The following is a 20,164-nucleotide window of genomic DNA, read 5'->3' as shown; positions in this document are numbered from 1 at the left end:
TTAAATTGATTTATTGAATGTGAATATAGAACTGCTTCCTAATTGTCCTCCTGGAAGAGTGTAATTCAGTTTTATGTTATATTGACCTTGTTTAATGTATGGGAACCTACCATTTATGATATAATCATATTTATTAACCATTTGCTGATTTAGAGTATTTAAATACTTGTTTACAACTTTGTATCGCAGATTAACAAAATCTGTTTTATAGTAATATGGAAGATTATATCGATATGGCAGATACTCTTTAAGCATATAGCTTGTTGGATTATTAATTATATAATCCTGATACCAAGCCAGTGTTTCTACTCCTTTTGTTGGAGGAACACCAAGAATTGCTGTATTTCTGTCAAATTGTAAATCGGCTTCTAATGGATATCCATTATAAACTAATGGAAAAATCTCATTCTTATAATAACTATCATCTAATATTGCCTCAGCATTTATTAAAGGAATATTTAATGTTTTTGCGCTACCAATAATTTCGATTTCATCAAAAGGCTCAGTTGAACTATTCAATGATTGTAAAGCATGAACATCAGAGTAAATAATTTCTACCAAAGTTTGTTTTGGTTTTTTTGCTGCCATTTTTTCTGAGAAACTATTGTACTGGCTAGTGTTGAAATTATACTGTAATAATTCCACTCCCTGTCCGCCAGTAATAACTTCTCCCAGTTTATTGTCTTTTACGTCAACACTTGTTTCTTGATCTAATGTTTGTTTTGTATAACCTTCTTTTAAATTAGTGTTGGCATCATTTTTCGTTTCAAGTGTCATCAATGAAATATTATACGGTTTAGATGTTTGTAAAACAGGTAAATCGATGCTTACTTTTTTAAGTGAAGTGTTATAAGTAATAGCTGTGCTATTTGAGTTTGTACTCGTTTTATAAAATGCCTTTTGCGATTGTCCTTCTTTTAATTCAAACAAATAAGTCTGCCCTTGCTTCAATACCACATAAGCTTGTTTTGATTCATTTTGATAAACATATTTTTGATCTATTACAGGATAGCAGTAAGCAATATTGGTTACCGGAATATAATTTGGTGCAAGTCCTGACGTGAAATTTCTCACTTCAGTTTCGGTTGCTATTTGTCCATTATCATAAATGGTTTTCCAAGTTCCATTTACATATTCCTGAAAGCTTATTTTTACAGTCGATGTAAGATTCGAATTTTGCGGCAATACTTCAAAAGGAGTAAAGCTTAATAAATCTTTTGTTTGATTCCATGTAATATCTCCGGGAATAACCACACCGTCTTTTTTAATAGTGTATTCTTCTAGTTTTAGCTTGTATGTTTTGACACCGGAATCTTCTTCCAATGTAAAACTTTTTTCAATTGGCAAATTAAATCCAACCTGCGGAACAGCAAATACACTAACATCTTTTGCACCTTCGGCAGGAGTAATGTCTGCTATTGTTTTTAATCCGCCTAATGGAGCGTCATTAACGAATTCGCATTGTTTTCCAAATTCTAATTTAAATCTAAAACTTCCTTTAACAGCACCACCTAATAAACTAAAATACCCTCCTAAGTATCCCCGAATCCAGACAGGATTAGGTAATTTGGCCTGTAAAAGAACAGCTCCACCACCTTTTATAATCGATATTTTCTTTTTAATCATGAATAATTTAATCTTGATACCAAGTTCTCCTTGCAGATAAGCATAAGACTGTCCATTGGCATACCAGCCATTTAGACCAATTTGTCCAGAACCTTTGCATTGAGCCTCACCATAATCTTTTACCATGATGTCAAATCCAAATCCGCATTGGAAATTTGCGTAAAAGATTAAGAAAGTTAAGTCTCCTGTTTTTAAGCTAAAATCAGATCCAAAAGCAAAACCTTTACCTGAAGCAACTTTGTTTTCATCTCTCATGTAATTAAGAGACTCAGCGCTAACTCCTAATATTTGAGCAACAATATCCGGAGGAGGAGGACTGCCAGGAATATCATCTCCAATCATAAAGTAACCTCCAGCTTCGACTTCAAAAGAGCCAATTGCTAGTTTTATTCCTAAACGATCTGTTGGTGTACCCATTCTTATATACCATTTATCAGGCGCAAAATGCAGTACAGCCCAACCCGCTCTATTACCAGACGCACGACCTTTGATAAAACCTCCTGGAGTATCTATGTACAAATCAAATGTTCCATGTAGCGTTTTAGATCTAAAGTCATACTCAATTGCAGCAAAAGCATTAATTCCCATTCGCTGTTTAACATCGGTTGGATATAAATCTTCTGCAGCTTTTGATAGATTTGAAGTTTTTAAAGCTTCCAATGCAACTTTCGACATTAACGACTCATTTTCAGTCACAGCCTTTAAAGCATCGGTTAATTCTGAAGCACCAGGGATTTCAAAAGTCTGCATTACGTGACCTTCTCCATAGATACTAATTCTGTTTATACCACCGTGTGTATTGAACGCAATTTCAAATCCTGCACCACCCCAAAAAGCGTCGGCAGTTGCAGTTCCAGCAAATTTAAGCATGGCTTTAACACCAAGACCAGAATCTACATCAGGTACATAGTTAGATCCGGACGCGACAAAGCTATTGCTAAATCCGTCCTTTTTCATTTTGTAATAAGCACCGCCCCCAAAACCTTTAAAGGTAATAGCTCCAGCTGGAATATTTAAGTTGTCGACCATTGCATCGACATACCAGTATCTAAAGCTTGTAGAACCAAAAATGGCATTTGCTTCAACAGAAATACCTCCGGTAAAATCAGCACCAAGCATTCCTTTGAAACCATTTCCATAAATTGGATCATTGTCTAATATGGTAATACTTCCTTTAAATTTGACACCACCCAGATCGGCAGCAAGTTTTATTTCTTCAAATTTAAGACGCTCGAATTTCCATTTTTGAATTCCTTCTTCCGGTGCAAATTTTCCAATTACATAGAATTTTGTCTGACCGTTAAATTGATTTTCCATTAAATTAATGGCTAGATCAACTTTTAAACTGGCAGACTCTGTATCTGCGGTTAAAGCAATTTCATTAATTGTTACAGGGAAATTACTAACCGTTGCGTCTTTTTCAGGATTATTTTTATACCCAAAATAGTCCGCTGTTATGTAAGGAACTACAGTTTGTAAGGTTAAATTTTGAAAAATAATACCTTTAAATGCTATCGTTTCTTTCTTTGTTGGAACTATGACATTCCCTTTATCATCATAGACCGTTACATATTTCTCCCCGGCTACTGCATCAGCAGCTGTTACAGGTTTGTTACTGGCACTAAGTGATAAAGTTCCGTATAAAACTGCTTTTGGTAAAAACTTACCTTCTTTTACTTTTAACTCAACATAAGAGTTTTTTTCTAAAGTAGCATTTCCTTTGAAAGCCTGAAAGCAGATATCATTCTTAATTTCAGCTTTTAATAGATATTCATTATCAATAGTATTAAAAATGGCTTTGTACCCAAGTTCTCCTCTGCCTCCTTCGGCACATTGACCACTCGAAACCGGCAATACAATTCCTCCGTTAAATCCGGCAGAAACAAGCGAGTTAGCTCTAAAACCCAGTTCGATATGATCAACAGAAAATTGCCATCCGGAAGCACTTCCTTGTCCAATATTTAAGATATTATCTCCGGTGAAAGTTCCGGAAACCCCCATTCTGTCAATTAACAAATTAGTTGCCTGAAATGTAATTCGATCATTAGTGCCCTTCTTTTTAAATTGCGAAGGTAAAACCAACTTTAAGGATTGAACATAAAATCCTCTCCATAGTTTTTCGTTTCCGGGAACTAAATAATCTTTTTCATAATCTTTTGGCCATACAACATTGGATGAGTTTCGTGTGTCACTCATGTCAATGACTGCATTGTTTAGTTCAAAACAATAACCAGGATGCTTTGTTAATTGAAAAGTAGGTAAATTAATGTCTACTAAAAGATCATTCCAATTGCCAATAACAGCTTTAAAACTAGCTGTGACTCGACTATTACCGCCAATGACATTGTATGATGCATCAACAGGTTCAAGCATTGTTCTGGAGAACAATACATCTGCCTCAATACCTAATTCTTTAAAACCATTACAATCAATGGTTACATAAGTTTTGTTTTTAACTTCTCCGGTGGCCATATCCATGCCACCTTTTAAAACTAATAATGTTTTTTGTCCTAAAATATTAAGAGGAACATCACCTAACAGAACCAAATTGGTAGGACCAACTAAACCTCCCTTATGAGATAGTTTAATGTTGTTAGCTCCAAAAAAAAGTTGTTTTCTATTTCCTAATGAATCAATTTGCGGTAGTACAATTTTTACAAACGCAGTTAATTCAGTATATGTTGGTGTAAATTTGGCATTGCTGATTCCCAGTATGTATTGAATGCCTCCAACAGTTTTCGAAATACCAAGAGGCAGCATCGATAGTTTCTTTGGCTCGAGAACGTCAGTAAGGTTACCATTTTTTGCAATAGTCTCAAATGTAGACAATGCCAATTCTAAATTCTTATTGATATCCTGTGATACAGGGTAATTCTTTTTTATGTAAGCATCTGTAAACTCGCTTTCAGAATCTTGCTTATAAATAAATGAATTTACCGAAGGAATAATAGTATTTGGAGCAATACTATTTTTTAAGGATAATGGTTTTTTAGGATTATTTATAGTATCTGCTGCAGAAGCGAAACTATTAAAACTTAAAAGAAATAAAACTAAACTTAATATGAAAGAAGGAAACTTAAAAGTAATTTTTTTCAATTTTATAGTAGGTTTTTGGGTTTGAGGTACTTGTAATAAATGCGTATTATTTTTAATAAGAAAAGAACTTTTTATAACAAGTCAATTTGTAAATAGCTTGAAAATCAATCTCTTCTATGAATAGAATTTAGTCGTACTATTGACTTCTAAAACTTAAAAAATGTAAATGTTAATTTTTTGCCAAATCTAAAAAATTAAAAAGTGTATTCCTTACGGGTTTCCACATTTTTGTAAAAAAAAACTCCAGATTGCTCTGGAGTTTTTTTTAGTTTATAAAAAAGAGAATATTATTCTTCTTTCATTGTGTGATAAACGTTCATAACGTCATCATCTTCTTCAATTTTTTCGATTAGTTTTTCAACGTCAGCGATCTGAGCTTCAGTAAGTTCTTTTGTGATTTGAGGAATACGTTCAAAACCAGAAGATAAAATTTCAAGACCTCTGTTTTCTAATTCTTTTTGCAAAGCACCAAAACTTCCAAAAGGAGCATAGATTAAGATTCCGTCTTCGTCTTCAAAAACTTCTTCGGCACCAAAATCAATTAGTTCAAGTTCTAATTCTTCAGGATCAAGATTCCCTTTTGCAATTCTGAAATTACAAGTATGATCAAACATAAACTCAACAGAACCTTGCGTTCCCATTGTACCGTTACATTTGTTGAAGTAACTGCGAATGTTTGCTACAGTTCTATTATTGTTGTCAGATGCAGTTTCAATTAAAATTGCAATTCCGTGAGGAGCATATCCTTCAAACAAAATTTCTTTATAATTGGCAGTATCTTTATTACTTGCATTTTTTATAGCGCGCTCCACATTGTCCTTAGGCATGTTAGCGGCTTTTGCATTTTGTATTACAGCTCTTAATCTAGAATTGGCATCTGGGTTAGGACCGCCTTCCTTAACAGCCATAACGATATCTTTACCAATTCTGGTAAATGTTTTAGCCATTGCTGACCAACGTTTCATTTTTCTTCCTTTTCTAAATTCGAACGCTCTTCCCATTACTAATTTTTTATTTTGTGATGCAAAAATACGGTTATTCCTTATTTTTCCAAAATCAATTCTATTCTTTTTTAAATTATGTTGTTAGGAATAGTTTAACCGCAAAGTTCGCAAAGTTTTACCCAAAGCTCGCGAGGCTTTTTGCGTAGTTTTTCTCTCTTGATAATGATTAATTTGATTAAGAAGCTCGCAAAGCGATTTGTCAGAAATATTTTTTCAAAGACGAAGACTTTGAAAAAATCTAAAATCTAAAATCTACTTCATCGCATTAAATTCATTAATAACATTTACAGCTTCATTCAAATACGGATTTGTTTTCAGATTATCAATTTGATATTGATTTATAGTTTTTTCGGTAGGATAAGCGCCTAATAAAAATTGATTTACAGTTGAGTTGTAAACATCCAACGGATTATTTTCGTCATTAAAAGTGTTGATTTCTGTCCAAAGAGAATTTACGCTTTTCTTCTGCTGAAAAACCGCATCTAATGTCATCGGAATTTCTGCTTTAGGAGTATTTACCAATTGATCAATTTTTAGATTGATTTTTTTTATGTTATTAAAAAAGTAATTATCCGCCAATCTTGCTGTACTATTTTTAGCCAGTTTATCGATAAGGCTTCTTTTTACATAAGGTCTAAATTTTAAAAATGGCTGAATACTATCATTTTTAATTGCGGTTGGAAAATCACTTTCTTTTTGATAGACTCCTTCGTAGAATTCCGGAAGAACAACATCAGGTTTGACTCCAATATATTGATGACTTTTGCCTGTAACTCTATAGAATTTGTTGATTGTAATTTTTAAAAAGTCAGTATTTTTACTTTCGTCAAGCGAAAGAATAGTCTGCATTGTAGCTTTTCCCAAAGTGTTACTTCCTAACAATAATGCCCGATTATAATCTTGCAATATCGATGAGAAAAACTCACTTGCAGATGCAGTATTGCTATTCACTAAAACCACAATTGGACCTTTATAAATTAATCCTTTATACGGATCGTTGATTACAGATTTCTCATGCTTATTATCAATAACAATCGATAGCGGACCATAATCGACAAACATTCCCGCCATTTTTATAGCTTCTTCCATAGATCCGCCGCCGTTATCGATCAAATCAATTACAAGACCTTTTATATTATCTCTTTCAAGTTTTATTACTTCGCGCGCAACATCATCGGCACAACCTTTTCGGCTGGTTCCGTCTAAGTCGGCATAAAAACTCGGAATCTTAATGTATCCAATTTTGCTTTCCTTTCCAACAATAAAACTAAAAACCGAATTTTCTTCGTCTTTCATCACTTGCTTTTCAATGTAAACATCAAAGCTTTTACCTGAATTTCGCTTTAGCGTAAGCGTGATACTTTTATTCGATTCAGACAAAATCATCGTCGAAATAGATTCTAATGAAGCACAGGAAACCTGTAACATCTCTTTTTGATTCGAAATCGAAACAATCTGATCACCTTTTTTTATTTGTCCCGTTTTATAAGCGGGACCATTTGGATCGATTTCTTCAACAATAATTTCATTTTTCTCGTTTAGATTCACCGTCATTCCCAGTGACAAATGCTCTTTAGACAATGATGCTACAAAACTCGTTTTAGAATCATCACTAAAATAAGCCGTATGCGGATCAAAATAAGTACAGAAAAAATTGTAGAAATTCTCTTCTTGTTTCAGTTTAGTTTCCAGAAGCGTATTAATTCTGCAGATTTCATTTGTCAGAATCATTTTTCTGGCAGTAAGTTCAATTGATTTAAAATTGGCTTTAATCGAATCCAGATTTTCACTCGTTTCCGAGATTTCATCCAAAATTTGATAACGAAGTTTTTTAAGCCAAACCTTCTCTAAATCTTCTTTTTTGAGATAAAACGGAAATGATTTTTTATAAAATCGAATTGTATCTTTCTTAGAATAATCAATTGGGCCAGCTTGAATTTTTTCTAAAACAGCTTTCGTTCTCAAAAGACCGGTTTTATATTTATCTGTAATATCAGCCAGAAAACTACAATCGTCACTTAAGATTAAATCGTCCAAATTCAGTCGGTATTTATCCGCCATTTCGTCGTATTCAGTCTTGTAAAAAATGTTTCTTGAAGGATCTAAACCATTGATTAGATTATCAAAAACATAAATAGACAAACTATCGTCCACAGGTTTTGGTCTAATATGTTCTGCCTGAATAAGCGCATTTATTTTGTTTACCAATTCGCACGTTTCAGCGCTATTTTGACTAAATAGAACAGTAGTAGTCAATAAAAATACCAGCCAAATTTTTTTCATAAATAGAAAATCTATCGTTTAGACTAAAGTTACATTTAATTTTTCAGAAAAGGTTATATTATTTTCTAAAATTTCTTACAGCAAAGCAATTTATTTTAACACATTCAAATTAAGTTTTTAAAATATAAAACCAGATAAAAAGCCAAGAATTCACGAATTATTGTAAGTTGATGAAAAACAATAATTCATGAATTGCTTCGCCTGTTCGCTATCGCTCGGGTCGTGGCAAAAAAAAATGCGTTACTTTTTGAGTAACGCATTCTTAAACTATATAGAGTTAAAAACTATTTTTTGTAAAAAGGCAATTTAACCACTTTTGCAGCAACATCATTTTTTCTAATTCTGATAAAGATATCACTGTCAACAGCACTATTATTTACCGTAACATATCCTAAACCAATCCCTTTATTCATAGAAGGTGACATAGTTCCAGAAGTTACAATACCAATTACTTCACCAGAAGCATCAACAATTTCATAATCGTGTCTTGGTACCGCACGTTCCTGCATTTCAAAAGCAACTAATTTTTTAGTAACACCAGCTTCTTTTTGTTTTTTCAAACTCTCAGAATTGGTAAAGTCTTTGGTGAATTTAGTAATCCATCCCAATCCTGCTTCAAGCGGAGAAGTAGTATCATTAATATCATTTCCGTACAAACAGAAACCCATTTCAAGACGCAAAGTATCACGCGCAGCCAAACCAATAGGTTTAATTCCGAAAGCAGCACCAGCTTCAAAAACCTTATTCCAAACTTGTTCAGCCTCACTGTTTTTGCAATAAATCTCAAAACCTCCAGAACCAGTATATCCTGTAGCCGAGATGATTACATGTTCGATTCCTGCAAAATCACCAACTTCAAAATGATAATAAGGTATTGCAGCCAAATCGATAGACGATAAAGCCTGCATTGCCTCAACAGCTTTTGGTCCTTGAATTGCCAATAACGAATAATCATCCGAAAGGTTTTTCATGTCAACACCCAAATCATTGTGCGAAGAAATCCAGTTCCAGTCTTTATCGATATTCGAAGCATTTACAACCAGTAAATACTGTTCCTCTTTCATTTTATACACAATCAAATCATCCACGATTCCGCCTTCATTGTTAGGCAAGCAAGAATATTGCGCTCTTCCAATCGTTAAAGTCGATGCATCATTTGAAGTCACCTTCTGAATCAAAGCCAAAGCATTTGGTCCAGTCAACAAAAATTCTCCCATATGCGAAACGTCAAAGACCCCCACACTGTTTCGAACCGTTTCATGTTCAGCATTTACCCCTTCGTATGTAATAGGCATATTGTAACCGGCAAAAGGTAGCATTTTCGCTCCCAAACCCTCGTGTATGTGCGTAAGCGCAGTGTTTTTCATTGTGTTGTTTTAAAAAATTGTGTCGCAAATTTATTCAAAAAATATCAAAATGATGCACTCTAAATTATAAATTTCGTAAAGATTAGGAGCTATTTCCTGCTATTCGCTATATCTTTTTGTTTTTAAAGAAAAAACAAAAAGGATGCCGCTACTATCAGGGCTAAAACTCTAGGATAACGAGAACCATTTTGATCTTTATTTTTTACGTAACTTTAAGAACCTAAATTGAGTATTAAAATCAACACAAAACAAAGAAAATCATTAATTAAAAATCAGTTTTTATCCGCGTCTTTACGAAGTAAATCCGTTTCATCCGCGTCACAAAAACAGCAATCTGAACACAAAACATAAAAGATTCCAATAATTAAAAAATACGTTTTCATCCGCGTCTTTACGAAGTAAATCCGTTTCATCCGCGTCACAAAAACAGCAATCTGAACACAAAACATAAAAGATTCCAATAATTAAAAAATACGTTTTCATCCGTGTCTTTACAAAGTAAATCCGTTTCATCCGCGTCATAAAAACAGCAATCAGAACACAAAATATAAAAGAATCCGTTATTTAAAAATCAGTTTTTATCCGCGTCTTTACGAAGTAAATCCGTTTCATCCGCGTCATAAATAACATCAATCCCAAAAATCATCAATACAATAGATATAAAATCCAATGAAAGATCCGTTTCTAATCACAAAAGAAGATATTCTAAAATACTATAAACCCGTAAATCCTCTAACACACAAAGGAATTCAGGGACACGCTGTGATTATTGCCGGAAGCTACGGCAAAATTGGAGCAGCCGTTTTAGCCTCAAAATCCTGCTTAAAATCAGGCTGCGGACTCGTAACGACTTTTACACCAAAATGTGGTTATCAAATCCTTCAAATTTCAATCCCCGAAGTCATGGTTGTAACCGATGAAAACGCCAATTTTATCACTAATATTCATCTTCCGTTAACGCCACAAGCAATCGGAATCGGTCCCGGAATAGGGCAGGAGTTAGGCACACAAAAAGCACTATTCGAATTTTTAAGAATCAACAATACACCATTAGTTCTCGATGCTGATGCCTTGAATATATTATCCCAAAACCTATCCTGGCTCGAATTAGTTCCCGAAAACACAATTCTGACACCACATCCAAAAGAACTCGAACGCCTAATAGGAAAGTGGAATTCAGATTCAGAAAAGTTTCAAAAAACAATTGCCTTTTCAGAAAAATACAAAGTCATAATCGTGATGAAAGGCGCGCCAACATACATTATAATTAGAAATGAAATCTACGAAAACACGACGGGAAACGCTGCACTCGCAACCGCAGGAAGCGGCGACACCCTAACCGGAATCATCACAAGTTTTCTGGCTCAAGGCTATGAACCCAAATATGCCGCAAAACTAGGCGTCTTTCTCCACGGACTAACCGCAGATATTGCTTTACCACAAACAGGGTATCAATCGTTTATAGCCTCAGATATTATTGAGAATCTTGGAAAAGCTTTTTTAGAATTAGAAAAAGTTTCTTGAGTTTCAAGTTTTGTTGGGGCGTAATTTAACCGCAAAGTTCGCAAAGGGATACGCAAAGGGTCGCAAAGTTTTTGTCATTTTGGCGAAATAAAAAACACACAAATAATAAAAAAATCCGCGTCAATCTGCGTCTTCGCTTTAGCGAATCCGTTTTATCCGCGTACTTTGTTACAATCCTCCCACAACATAAACTTTGCTCCCAGCTATCTGCATGACAGCTAAACAAACAAAAATCTAAGAAGTCTAAGCTAGTCTAAAAATCTAACAATCTAAATTAGTAAGTTTGTATTCCAGTAAATACTGCTTATGAAAAACAATTTCGATCTAAGAACGGTAAATGTCACCCGTTACATCACGCCATTACGCGAAGGCGGTTCTTTACCCGCTTTGGCAGAAGCCGATGACGATTTTAAATACGTCCTGAAATTCAAAGGAGCCGGTCACGGCGTAAAAGCCCTAATCGCCGAATTAGTTGGGGGACAAATTGCCAAAGCTTTAAAATTGCAATTGCCGGAATTGGTTTTTGCTCATCTTGACGAAGCCTTTGGAAGAAGCGAAGGCGACGAAGAAATTCAGGATTTACTACAAGGAAGTCAGGGATTAAATCTGGCACTTCATTTTTTGTCGGGCGCCATTACATTCGATCCCGTTGTAACGACAGTTGATGCCAAATTAGCATCGCAAATTGTTTGGCTTGACGCTTATATTACCAATGTAGACCGTACGTTTAGAAACACCAATATGTTGATTTGGCACAAAGAATTATGGCTGATTGATCATGGCGCGTGTTTGTATTTTCATCATTCCTGGAACAATTGGGAACAACACGCCAAGAGTCCGTTTGCATTGATAAAAGACCACGTTTTATTGCCACAAGCTTCACTTTTAAAAGAAGTTGACGCCGAATATAAAGCGCTATTAACACCAGAAATTCTGGTAGATATTGTAAATACAATTCCGGAAGAATGGCTGCAATGGGAAGACACTGATGAAACACCCGAAGCTTTGCGAAACGTATACTTACAGTTTCTACAAACGAGATTAAACAATTCAGAAATCTTTGTAAATCAAGCCCAAAATGCAAGATAGTCACTTATATGAGTATGCCGTAATTCGCGTAGTACCAAGAGTGGAGCGCGAAGAATTCCTAAATATCGGAATCATTTTATTTTGCAAAAAAGCTAAATTTATAAAAGTATTACACCACATAAACGATACAAAAATCGAAGCATTATCAAACGATTTTGATATCGAGCAATTGCATTGCAATATAACCGCATTAGAAAAAATCGCAAACGGAGCTAAAGATGGCGGTCCAATTGGAGCAATGGAAATTCCGGAACGTTTCCGTTGGTTAACAGCGATTAGAAGTTCAGCAATTCAGACTTCAAGACCACATTCAGGATTGTCTCAGGATTTAGAAAAAACGATTCAGAGATTGTTTGAAGAATTAGTGCTTTAGAGGAAGGTTCTGAGGTTCTAAGTTACAAAGGTTCTAAGGTTTTTCTGTAGAGGCGGACAGCTTTAAGGAAGGTGCAAAGGGACAAAGTTTTTCCGTAGAGGCGCACAGCAGTGCGTCTAACCTAACAATTTAAAAATTTCGCAAAGTCGCGGAGTCGCAAAGTTTTATTTTTCTTGGCGACTCCGCGACTTTGCGAGATTAAAAATAACCATATAAGTAATTCAAGAAATCATAAGTCACAAGACTTAAATTAACTTAAATAACTTATATGGTTTAAATAAAAAAAAAACTAACTCAATTTTTATTAAAACGATCCGCAGGTATTACCTGTAAATGTTGCACCGGCTCCACCAGTAACATCAGCTTTAACAGCAGAAGCAGCAAGCGTTACGATAGAATAGGGTGGAGTAAAAGCAGTGTTGCTTCCTGCGGTATTTCCTGTAGTATTTACAAATGAGTTTCCAACTGCGGTAACGGCAGTATAACCAGTCATTAAATCTATTGGAGTTTTCACACCCTCAAATACATTGTTTTCTACACGAAGACTAGCTTCAAAACCAGCTGCGATACATTTATTACTTACAGTACTATTAAAATAATTGTTGATTAAATGTACTTTTCCAAAACGAACTCTTGGCATTCTTTCTTTACAGCCTTGAGCCCACCAGCAACGAGCAAAAGTAATTCTCAATTTTCCACGATCGGCAGTTGCTCCGTCGCTTGAACCAATTAAGTTTGAATATCTGTGATCGTCTGAACCTCCTGGACCTCCAGCTTTTGGCGCTTTCAAATAACCGAATTTACAATAAGAAACCGTCACATAATCTGATTTGTTTTTGATGTCAAAGTTTCCGTCAACACCGTCTCTAAATTCGCAGTGATCAACCCATACGTTTTGGCAATCGTCAAGAATTGCATTGTCCCAACCATCAGTATCATAAGCACCAGGACCTTCAAAAATTAAATTTCTGATGATTAAATTCGTACATCTTTTGATGTTGATAATACCGGAACCATCTTTAGTCTGGTTTGTCGAAACAAGTTTTGCTCCACTTGCTCCATAAATGGTTTTTCCGCTTTGATCTTGTAATGATAATCTTGTTGTAACGGTAATTGTACCAGTTACTTTAATCACTTTTACGGCACTATTTTCTATAGCCGATTTAAGTAGTGCGTAAGTGTTTACGACGGTTTCTGGTGAAGTTCCACCACCGGTTGTACTCCCGTTTTGAGATGCCCAACCTGGAACCTGAGCGCAGTTCCCAACTTTTGCAGTTAAGCCGCTTTGAGGAGTTGTTGAAGTTTCGATAATTGCGTTCTGATTGTTTTCAGGAGTTGCAATTTCTTCAGTGTTACAAGCTGTAAAACCGAAAATTAGTGTCAATAAAAACACTGAAATTGTAGATTTGGATTTCATAATATTAAGTTTGGGTATAAATTATTAACAGTGCAAATCTGCTTATAAATAGTATTAAAAAAGTTGAACAAGTTCAATGTTTTGAAAATATTTTACTATTAATTGTATTTTTAACACCAATTACATTACAAAATATTATATTTTTGCGCAATCGATTACATTATTTTTGATTCATTCACCTACTTACGCCCCTGAGTAAGAATAAAATAAAAAACATGTACAAAGCCCTAAGATTAAATATTGAACGTAAAATACCACTAACTGACGAAGAATGGAAACTAGTAGTTGAGAAAACGGAGTTTATAAAGCTCAAAAAGAATGAGTTCCTGCAGATTCAGGATTCAAATAGTTCATATGAAGGATTTATTTTGAAAGGATCATTCAAAACCTACATTTTGAATGATAATGGAAACGAAAGTGTTATTTTTTTCTCTTTCGAAAATGAATGGATGTGCGATCTCGAAAGTTTCTATCATCAAAAGCCTACAACCTACAACATCAAGGCAATTGAAGACAGCGAGATTTTAGTGATAAGCAAAGCCAATAAAGTGCTCTTGTTTGAACAAGTGCCAAAGCTAATTCAGTTTCATATTCTTATGGTCGAAAGAGCTAACATTGCCATTCAGCAGCGGCTTTTGGATGTATTAAACAAAACTTCGAAACAGAGATATTTGGAGTTTATCGAGAGATATTCGCAAAAAGCCGATAAGATCAATAACAGGAATTTATCATCTTATTTAGGTGTTTCACATGAGTTTTTGTCAAAGATTAAGAAAAGGTGCTGAGTGGAAAAGGTGCTGAGTGGAAAAGGTGCTGAGTGGAAAAGGTGCTGAGGTACAAAGCGACAAAGGTTTTTCTGTAGAGGCGCACAGCAGTGCGTCTTGGCTATGATTAAAAAATCTCGCAAAGTCGCGAAGACGCAAAGTTTTATTTTTCTTTGCGACTCTACGACTTTGTGAGATTAAAAAAACTTGCGCGCTTTTTGCTTTCGTGGCAAAATGTTAATTCGATTAACGAGTGTATCTTTTTAAAATATGATCTTCTTCAGAATCTGTTTTTATAACTATTTCCTTTTGTGTTACAGTATCAATTTTTACACAATTTCGTAAGCCTCCAGCATTCGTGCATGACAAATTATTAAAATCTGTAATAAGTTTTTCAGTATTGTTTTTTAGATCTAATAATCTAAGTTCTTCATTTGCCTCATGAAGGTTTTCAATATAGAGCAGCACTTTTTGATCTTCTTTTAAATCAACTATAACTCCTTCTTTTAGCGATATACCATTTTCTTTTTTTATTAATTGCATTTCATCAGGATTTCCGGAACCATACGATTGTACAAAAAGAAAGGAATCTCCAAAATCAGCTGCAATATGTCCAAGGTTTTTATGAAGCATTGGATAGCTGGTTTCGCTAAGTGTTTTAATGTCACGATTTCCTTTGACCAAAGTTAAACTTTGCAAAGAATCACCTTCAACATTGTCTTTGTAAACACGATAAGATAAATGATAACCATTTTTTAAAATTGTATCAAAATCATAAGGTTCTATTTCTGATTTAACCAGTTTCGAAATGTTTTCAGGTTCAGTAGTTTTTTTATGTTCAGATTTAGTCACTTTATTTGGTGTGACATTTTTAATTTCGTTCTTGTGATTGGTACAGGAAAAAAGAATAAATAGTACAAAACCTAAAATTGTATTTCTTTTCATTTATTAAATATTTTAGATAGTCTCGTGTCTAATCTAATTAAAAATCTAATATTCCAGTGAGACATTCAGTAGAAAAATGGAGCATTACATTTTCTTTTTCTGGGTTTTCAATGACTAATAAATCATAAGGTTCCAGATCGTATTGTTTCTCATTAACTGTAATAGTTGTTGTATCTAAAGAAAATAGAACTATTATTTCAGCATTATAATTTTGATTTATATTCGTTATTTTCAATTTGTGATGGCGTATTTTTTCAGAAACCATCCAATTAAAATCAATGCCTTTTGTATAAGAAGTTACTTCATCATCCGAATTAAATTCCATGATTTCATATTTCTCATATATCTTTTTTTCTTTGTTAATTTCAATATGTAAGGAGTTATCAAGCATAACCAAATATCGGTAAAAGCCTTTAAATTTGGTAAACTTAGAAGGTACTTCCTCTATTGTAGCGCTGCTTATTCTGAATACAAAATCTCTATCGGCATAGTTTGCTGTTTTCGGATATATCATATATTCATATGTCAATCCGCCACTCCAAATAGAAGCTTTACAATCTTTTTTAGGGAAAAGGTTTATGTTCATTTTTTTATTTTTAATAAGAAATCAAAAGTAAAACGGATTGCTTTCTAAACGCTTAAATTTTCTTTTCAAAATAAATAAACTCCAAAGGTTTTTCAGAAATCGTAACATGAATTTCACTTTCAGGAAAAGCTTCCCTTTTACCAGTATCAACATAACCGTGACGTTTGTACCACGCAATAAGTTCCTCGCGAACCGAAATTACGGTCATAATAATACTTGACAATCCTAAAGATTTAGCATGATTTTCGGCTTCAGCCAACATTTTTTTGCCAATTCCGCTATTTTGTAATTCAGGAGAAACAGTTAGCATTCCCAAATACAATTGATGTTCTTTCTCTACCAATAAAACCGACCCAATAATCTGATTATTTTCGGTGTATTTTAGAATAGTATTTTTAGGATCCAGAATCGTTTCTGTCAATTCTTCTTCGTTTGTTCTTTTTCCTTCCAATAAATTGGCTTCTGTAGTCCAGCCTTTTTTAGAAGTTTCACCTCTGTAAGCGGAGTTGATTAATAGGTTTAATGCCGGAATGTCTTGTAATGTTGCTTTTGTAATCATGGTAATAATATTTCTTTCCAATTAATATTTTGGAGTAATGTTTTTTATTTTTTCAAATAATAGGTCTTCTTTTTTAATTACTTTTTCATAAGGAGCTTTATTTGGTAAATGTTGCTTTTGATATTGCTCAATAAGCGGAATCGTTAGAATAATTTTCAAAGCACTATGATAATTATTTATCTCGTTTCGTTTTTCATTGATAGTATTCATTAAATTTTTCAGATCAGCTTTTTGAGAGACATATTTATCGTTACTTTTCGTAATTAAATTTAAAATCTTCTGTTTCATTACGCTATCCGTTATATTATTTATTTGGTTTTTTGCGTCTCTGTAGTAATCATTAGATTTTTGATTATAATTATAAAAAATGTTTACTGTATCTCTCTTATTTAACTGACTTAACTCATTTTCTAAAGATGTCAATTCTGGAGATTTGTCTACAAGTTCCTGATATAAATCTTCGACTAAATCATTACCTTTTCTAAATCTTCCGATATCAATACTTTTTTCTTCGAATGCTTTTGGTTCCTCAGAATTTCTTTGAGTAGTTTCATTATCCCGACAAGATGTCAAGATGATTAGTGACAAGAAAATGATTTTTTTTAGCATAGTTCTATAGTTATAATTTTGAAGTTTGAATTGCCTCCTGCTTTAGCTGGAGGAGTTAAATATACTATTTGCGGAATGGCTTTAGCCAAAATGGTTTAATTATTTTCTTGCTTTTCGATTAAGTAAATAACAATAAGTAAAATGAGTCAACAAAACAACAGTTATTCCAATATTCCAATAAATTTCAAAGTAAGCAAATGCATTATAAAAGCAATATAAAGAATCTTTAGGTTCATCATCAACCCGAAAATAAATAGGAAAGACAATTAAAAAAAGTAATAGAAATATTGATAGAATTATGAGACGACCATATTTGATTTTAAAATGATCAACCAATCCATAACATAGCATTTGAATGATCAATATTATCAGAAAAAATTTCTCTATAGTTTTAAATTATTTTAATAATCATAAACGTGTTCGATCGTAACGCTTTCGTTTTTGGCTTTTTTTATAAAAGGCAATAATTTATCGACAGGCAAAAAATAAACATTTCTTTTTAGTTTGTCATCTGTAACAATTCCTGATTGATACAATAATTTTGTATTTGCGAGATTTATATTTTTCGAATTGTCCATTATTGTAGAAACTGCAATTTCATCATTTCCGGAAATTTCATAAATTTTCACATCCTGATTCGAAAGTTTAATCATTTCAGTTGTAAAAGCTCCCCATCGCGTCACGGCAATAATCATTTTATCGTTTCCTTTTTTAATGATTTTCAAGTCTTTATTTTCTTTAATGGCGTCAGTATTTGAAACTATTAAATAGATAAGATTCGAAGGCGTTTCGTATGTTGATTGCGCAGCCCATTGAATAAGTTGCGAATAAAAAGCTTTAAACGAAAACTCAAATGTAAAAAGTAATGTTCTTTCCCATTTTCTTAAAGTACTGCAATTCGAATTATCAGAGACATTCCACACTTTTTTAATCCAATCAAGAAAATTAAATTCATACCAAGCAGTTTGATATATAAAATCACTGTAAGCGCTTTGAGCTTCAATTATTGTTTGTTCTTGTTTTGATATTTGTTTTTCGGCAAATAACGAAAAGAAACGTCCCGTTGTATTTTCATAGATAATTTTTGCGCCATATTCCATTGTCATACTTGCGCCAATGACTTGCAACATTGTTTTGTATTCACTGTTTTCTGGATATGCTTTTGAAGTTAATTTCAGCGAACGATCATAAAGTTTCCAATATTCATCAATTGATTTATAGAATGGAAAATCAGACGGGTTTTTACCGCTTTTTAGATAATCAGCATATTCTTTCGGGTTATAAACTAAATACCATTCCGGAACCGTGAGAATTGTTTGTTCTTCGGCTCGGAAATAATCTTTTATTTTCTTTTTTTCGACCGACAAATTGTTTTTGGCATAAGGATTATATTTGTCCAGTAATTTATTTGTAAAGCGTTGATCCGGATCGAGTTTGTTTTTTATTTCGAAATATTTAGCACTATTTGGATATCCTTTTTGAAACTGTTCAATAGTTGCATGAGGCTGATAAGGAAGGTACCAGGTTCCGTTTTCGCTCAAAATTGCGTCAGTCATTTCAAGAGTCCATTTCTTTACTTCGTCTTTTGCTTCCTGATTTGTTCCTTGCTTATAATAAATTACAAAGGCAAAAACCTCTTTGTTTGCCCACGAAAGATAACTTTCATGATCCGGCAAAGCATGTCTTAGGGAAACATTGATGACATTTACCTTATTATTTTGAAAAATGGCACTCATTTTCGGGATAAATGATTTTATGTTTTCAACCGGAATAAAATATTCTTGCAAAACATATGTTTCCTTTTCGCGAGAAGCAGGTTCCAATTCCTTAACATCATAACTAGCTTCCTTATTTCTCCATCGTACTATTTCCGGAAAATAAAACAATGGATCAATCGTATATTCCCGAATCCATTTTCCTGAATTTCCCCAGGAAACCATTCCCGAAACTCTTGATTCCAGTAAATAATTTTCATCTTCGGGTATTAATCGTTCTGTATCTGTTAATGGTTTTGTAGTTTTTTCCCAGGAAATACTCATTATTTTATCGTATTTCGGCGGATATAAATTACCATTTTGAAAAACAACATTGGTATTATTCCGAATGTTTTTATCGAAATAGGCTTTATAATCTTCAATATCCATTACTTGATGAAAACGTTCTACTTTTTCATTATCAACCAATTGCAAAGTAGCTTCGGCAATAACACCAATTCCGCCATAACCGCCAATTGCAGCATTAAAAACCTCTTGATTTACTTCTCGATTGGCAATTATAATATCACCTTTTGCAGTAATTATTTTTAATTCTAAAACCGATGAAATAATTGGACCATGACCAATATATCTTCCGTGGCAATTCACTGATATAGCGCCGCCAACGGTAAAATTAGAGTAGGTTTGCATTATTTTTATCGATAAATTCAACGGATCGATTACTTTTTGAATGTCTCTCCAGCGAATTCCTGCTTGAACCGTAATTTGCTTTTTGGTTGTATCAATCTTTACAATTTTATTGAAAGATCTCATATCGATATGCAAACTGTTTTCAAAAGCAGTTTGTCCGCCCATACTGTATTTTCCTCCGCCTATAGAAATTGGTCCTGTTGTATTTTTTATAGCATCGATAATTTCATTTTCCGTTTTTGGTCTTATAATTTTATTAGCCTGAATTGGATTTATTTGGGTAATATCATTCAGCGTTTTATCCTCAATAACGGTATTGAATTTTGAATCTCCTGAAAATTGTATCAGTAAGAAAATGTATAAAACAAATAATAGAAAACCATAAAACGGAATTGCTCTGCGCTTTTTTCTATTAATAAACCGAATAGCGCTTTTAATTCCTGACCAAATCAGTTTTATTATTTTTAGCAAATAAGTAACTATAAATAGAATAAAGCGATAGATTTTCTTCATAAAA

At 33.5% G+C, this 20,164-nt stretch carries 14 protein-coding genes; 4 read left to right on the top strand and 10 right to left on the bottom strand.

Annotation, left to right across the window (positions count from 1 at the left end; all coding sequences use genetic code 11):
• From C8C83_RS26570 to gcvT, 4 genes are all read right to left on the bottom strand, one after another.
• Positions 1-4,722, bottom strand: coding sequence for a hypothetical protein (locus C8C83_RS26570; protein ID WP_121325764.1), 4,722 nt, complete (start codon positions 4,720-4,722; stop codon positions 1-3).
• Positions 4,723-5,009: 287 nt separating this feature from the next.
• Complete coding sequence (locus tag C8C83_RS26565) at positions 5,010-5,723, bottom strand: YebC/PmpR family DNA-binding transcriptional regulator (RefSeq protein ID WP_007811539.1); 714 nt, start codon at positions 5,721-5,723, stop codon at positions 5,010-5,012.
• Positions 5,724-5,978: 255 nt separating this feature from the next.
• Positions 5,979-8,009 (bottom strand): S41 family peptidase, encoded by a 2,031-nt coding sequence (locus tag C8C83_RS26560; protein WP_121325763.1) that lies wholly within the window; start codon positions 8,007-8,009, stop codon positions 5,979-5,981.
• Positions 8,010-8,293: 284 nt separating this feature from the next.
• On the bottom strand, positions 8,294-9,376 hold the full coding sequence (gene gcvT, locus C8C83_RS26555; RefSeq protein ID WP_121325762.1) for a glycine cleavage system aminomethyltransferase GcvT: 1,083 nt from the start codon (positions 9,374-9,376) through the stop codon (positions 8,294-8,296).
• Between the two features lie 669 nt (positions 9,377-10,045).
• Here gcvT and C8C83_RS26550 point away from each other — a divergent pair.
• The 3 genes from C8C83_RS26550 to C8C83_RS26540 all read left to right on the top strand — a co-directional run bounded on the left by C8C83_RS26550 (position 10,046) and on the right by C8C83_RS26540 (position 12,362).
• Positions 10,046-10,900 (top strand): NAD(P)H-hydrate dehydratase, encoded by an 855-nt coding sequence (locus C8C83_RS26550; protein ID WP_121325761.1) that lies wholly within the window; start codon positions 10,046-10,048, stop codon positions 10,898-10,900.
• Between the two features lie 306 nt (positions 10,901-11,206).
• On the top strand, positions 11,207-11,989 hold the full coding sequence (locus tag C8C83_RS26545; RefSeq protein WP_121325760.1) for a HipA family kinase: 783 nt from the start codon (positions 11,207-11,209) through the stop codon (positions 11,987-11,989).
• Positions 11,979-12,362, top strand: a complete 384-nt coding sequence (locus C8C83_RS26540) for a DUF3037 domain-containing protein (protein WP_121325759.1) — start codon at positions 11,979-11,981, stop codon at positions 12,360-12,362. Before C8C83_RS26545 ends, C8C83_RS26540 begins: the two co-directional genes overlap by 11 nt.
• Before the next feature lie 304 nt (positions 12,363-12,666).
• Here the strand turns inward: C8C83_RS26540 and C8C83_RS26535 are convergent, their stop codons facing one another.
• Positions 12,667-13,779 carry a pectate lyase gene (locus C8C83_RS26535; RefSeq protein ID WP_121325758.1) on the bottom strand — a complete coding sequence of 371 codons (1,113 nt, stop codon included), beginning with the start codon at positions 13,777-13,779 and terminating at the stop codon, positions 12,667-12,669.
• A gap of 215 nt (positions 13,780-13,994) precedes the next feature.
• Between C8C83_RS26535 and C8C83_RS26530 the strand changes: the two genes are divergently transcribed.
• A complete protein-coding gene (locus tag C8C83_RS26530) occupies positions 13,995-14,564 on the top strand; it encodes a Crp/Fnr family transcriptional regulator (protein WP_121325757.1) in 570 nt (189 codons plus the stop codon).
• Between the two features lie 225 nt (positions 14,565-14,789).
• Here the strand turns inward: C8C83_RS26530 and C8C83_RS26525 are convergent, their stop codons facing one another.
• The 5 genes from C8C83_RS26525 to C8C83_RS26505 form a co-directional block, all read right to left on the bottom strand.
• Positions 14,790-15,488, bottom strand: coding sequence for a hypothetical protein (locus C8C83_RS26525; protein WP_121325756.1), 699 nt, complete (start codon positions 15,486-15,488; stop codon positions 14,790-14,792).
• Positions 15,489-15,525: 37 nt separating this feature from the next.
• On the bottom strand, positions 15,526-16,074 hold the full coding sequence (locus tag C8C83_RS26520; protein WP_121325755.1) for a HutD family protein: 549 nt from the start codon (positions 16,072-16,074) through the stop codon (positions 15,526-15,528).
• Positions 16,075-16,126: 52 nt separating this feature from the next.
• A complete protein-coding gene (locus C8C83_RS26515) occupies positions 16,127-16,633 on the bottom strand; it encodes a GNAT family N-acetyltransferase (RefSeq protein ID WP_121329886.1) in 507 nt (168 codons plus the stop codon).
• A 21-nt stretch (positions 16,634-16,654) separates the two neighbouring features.
• Positions 16,655-17,242 (bottom strand): hypothetical protein, encoded by a 588-nt coding sequence (locus C8C83_RS26510; RefSeq protein WP_132011977.1) that lies wholly within the window; start codon positions 17,240-17,242, stop codon positions 16,655-16,657.
• 401 nt (positions 17,243-17,643) lie between these two features.
• Positions 17,644-20,160: an FAD-dependent oxidoreductase gene (locus tag C8C83_RS26505; protein WP_199735275.1), complete on the bottom strand. Its 2,517-nt coding sequence runs from the start codon at positions 20,158-20,160 to the stop codon at positions 17,644-17,646.
• Between the last annotated feature and the right edge of the window lie 4 nt (positions 20,161-20,164).

Source organism: Flavobacterium sp. 90 (assembly GCF_004339525.1).
Taxonomy (GTDB): domain Bacteria; phylum Bacteroidota; class Bacteroidia; order Flavobacteriales; family Flavobacteriaceae; genus Flavobacterium.
This window is presented reverse-complemented; position numbering and strand designations above follow the sequence as displayed.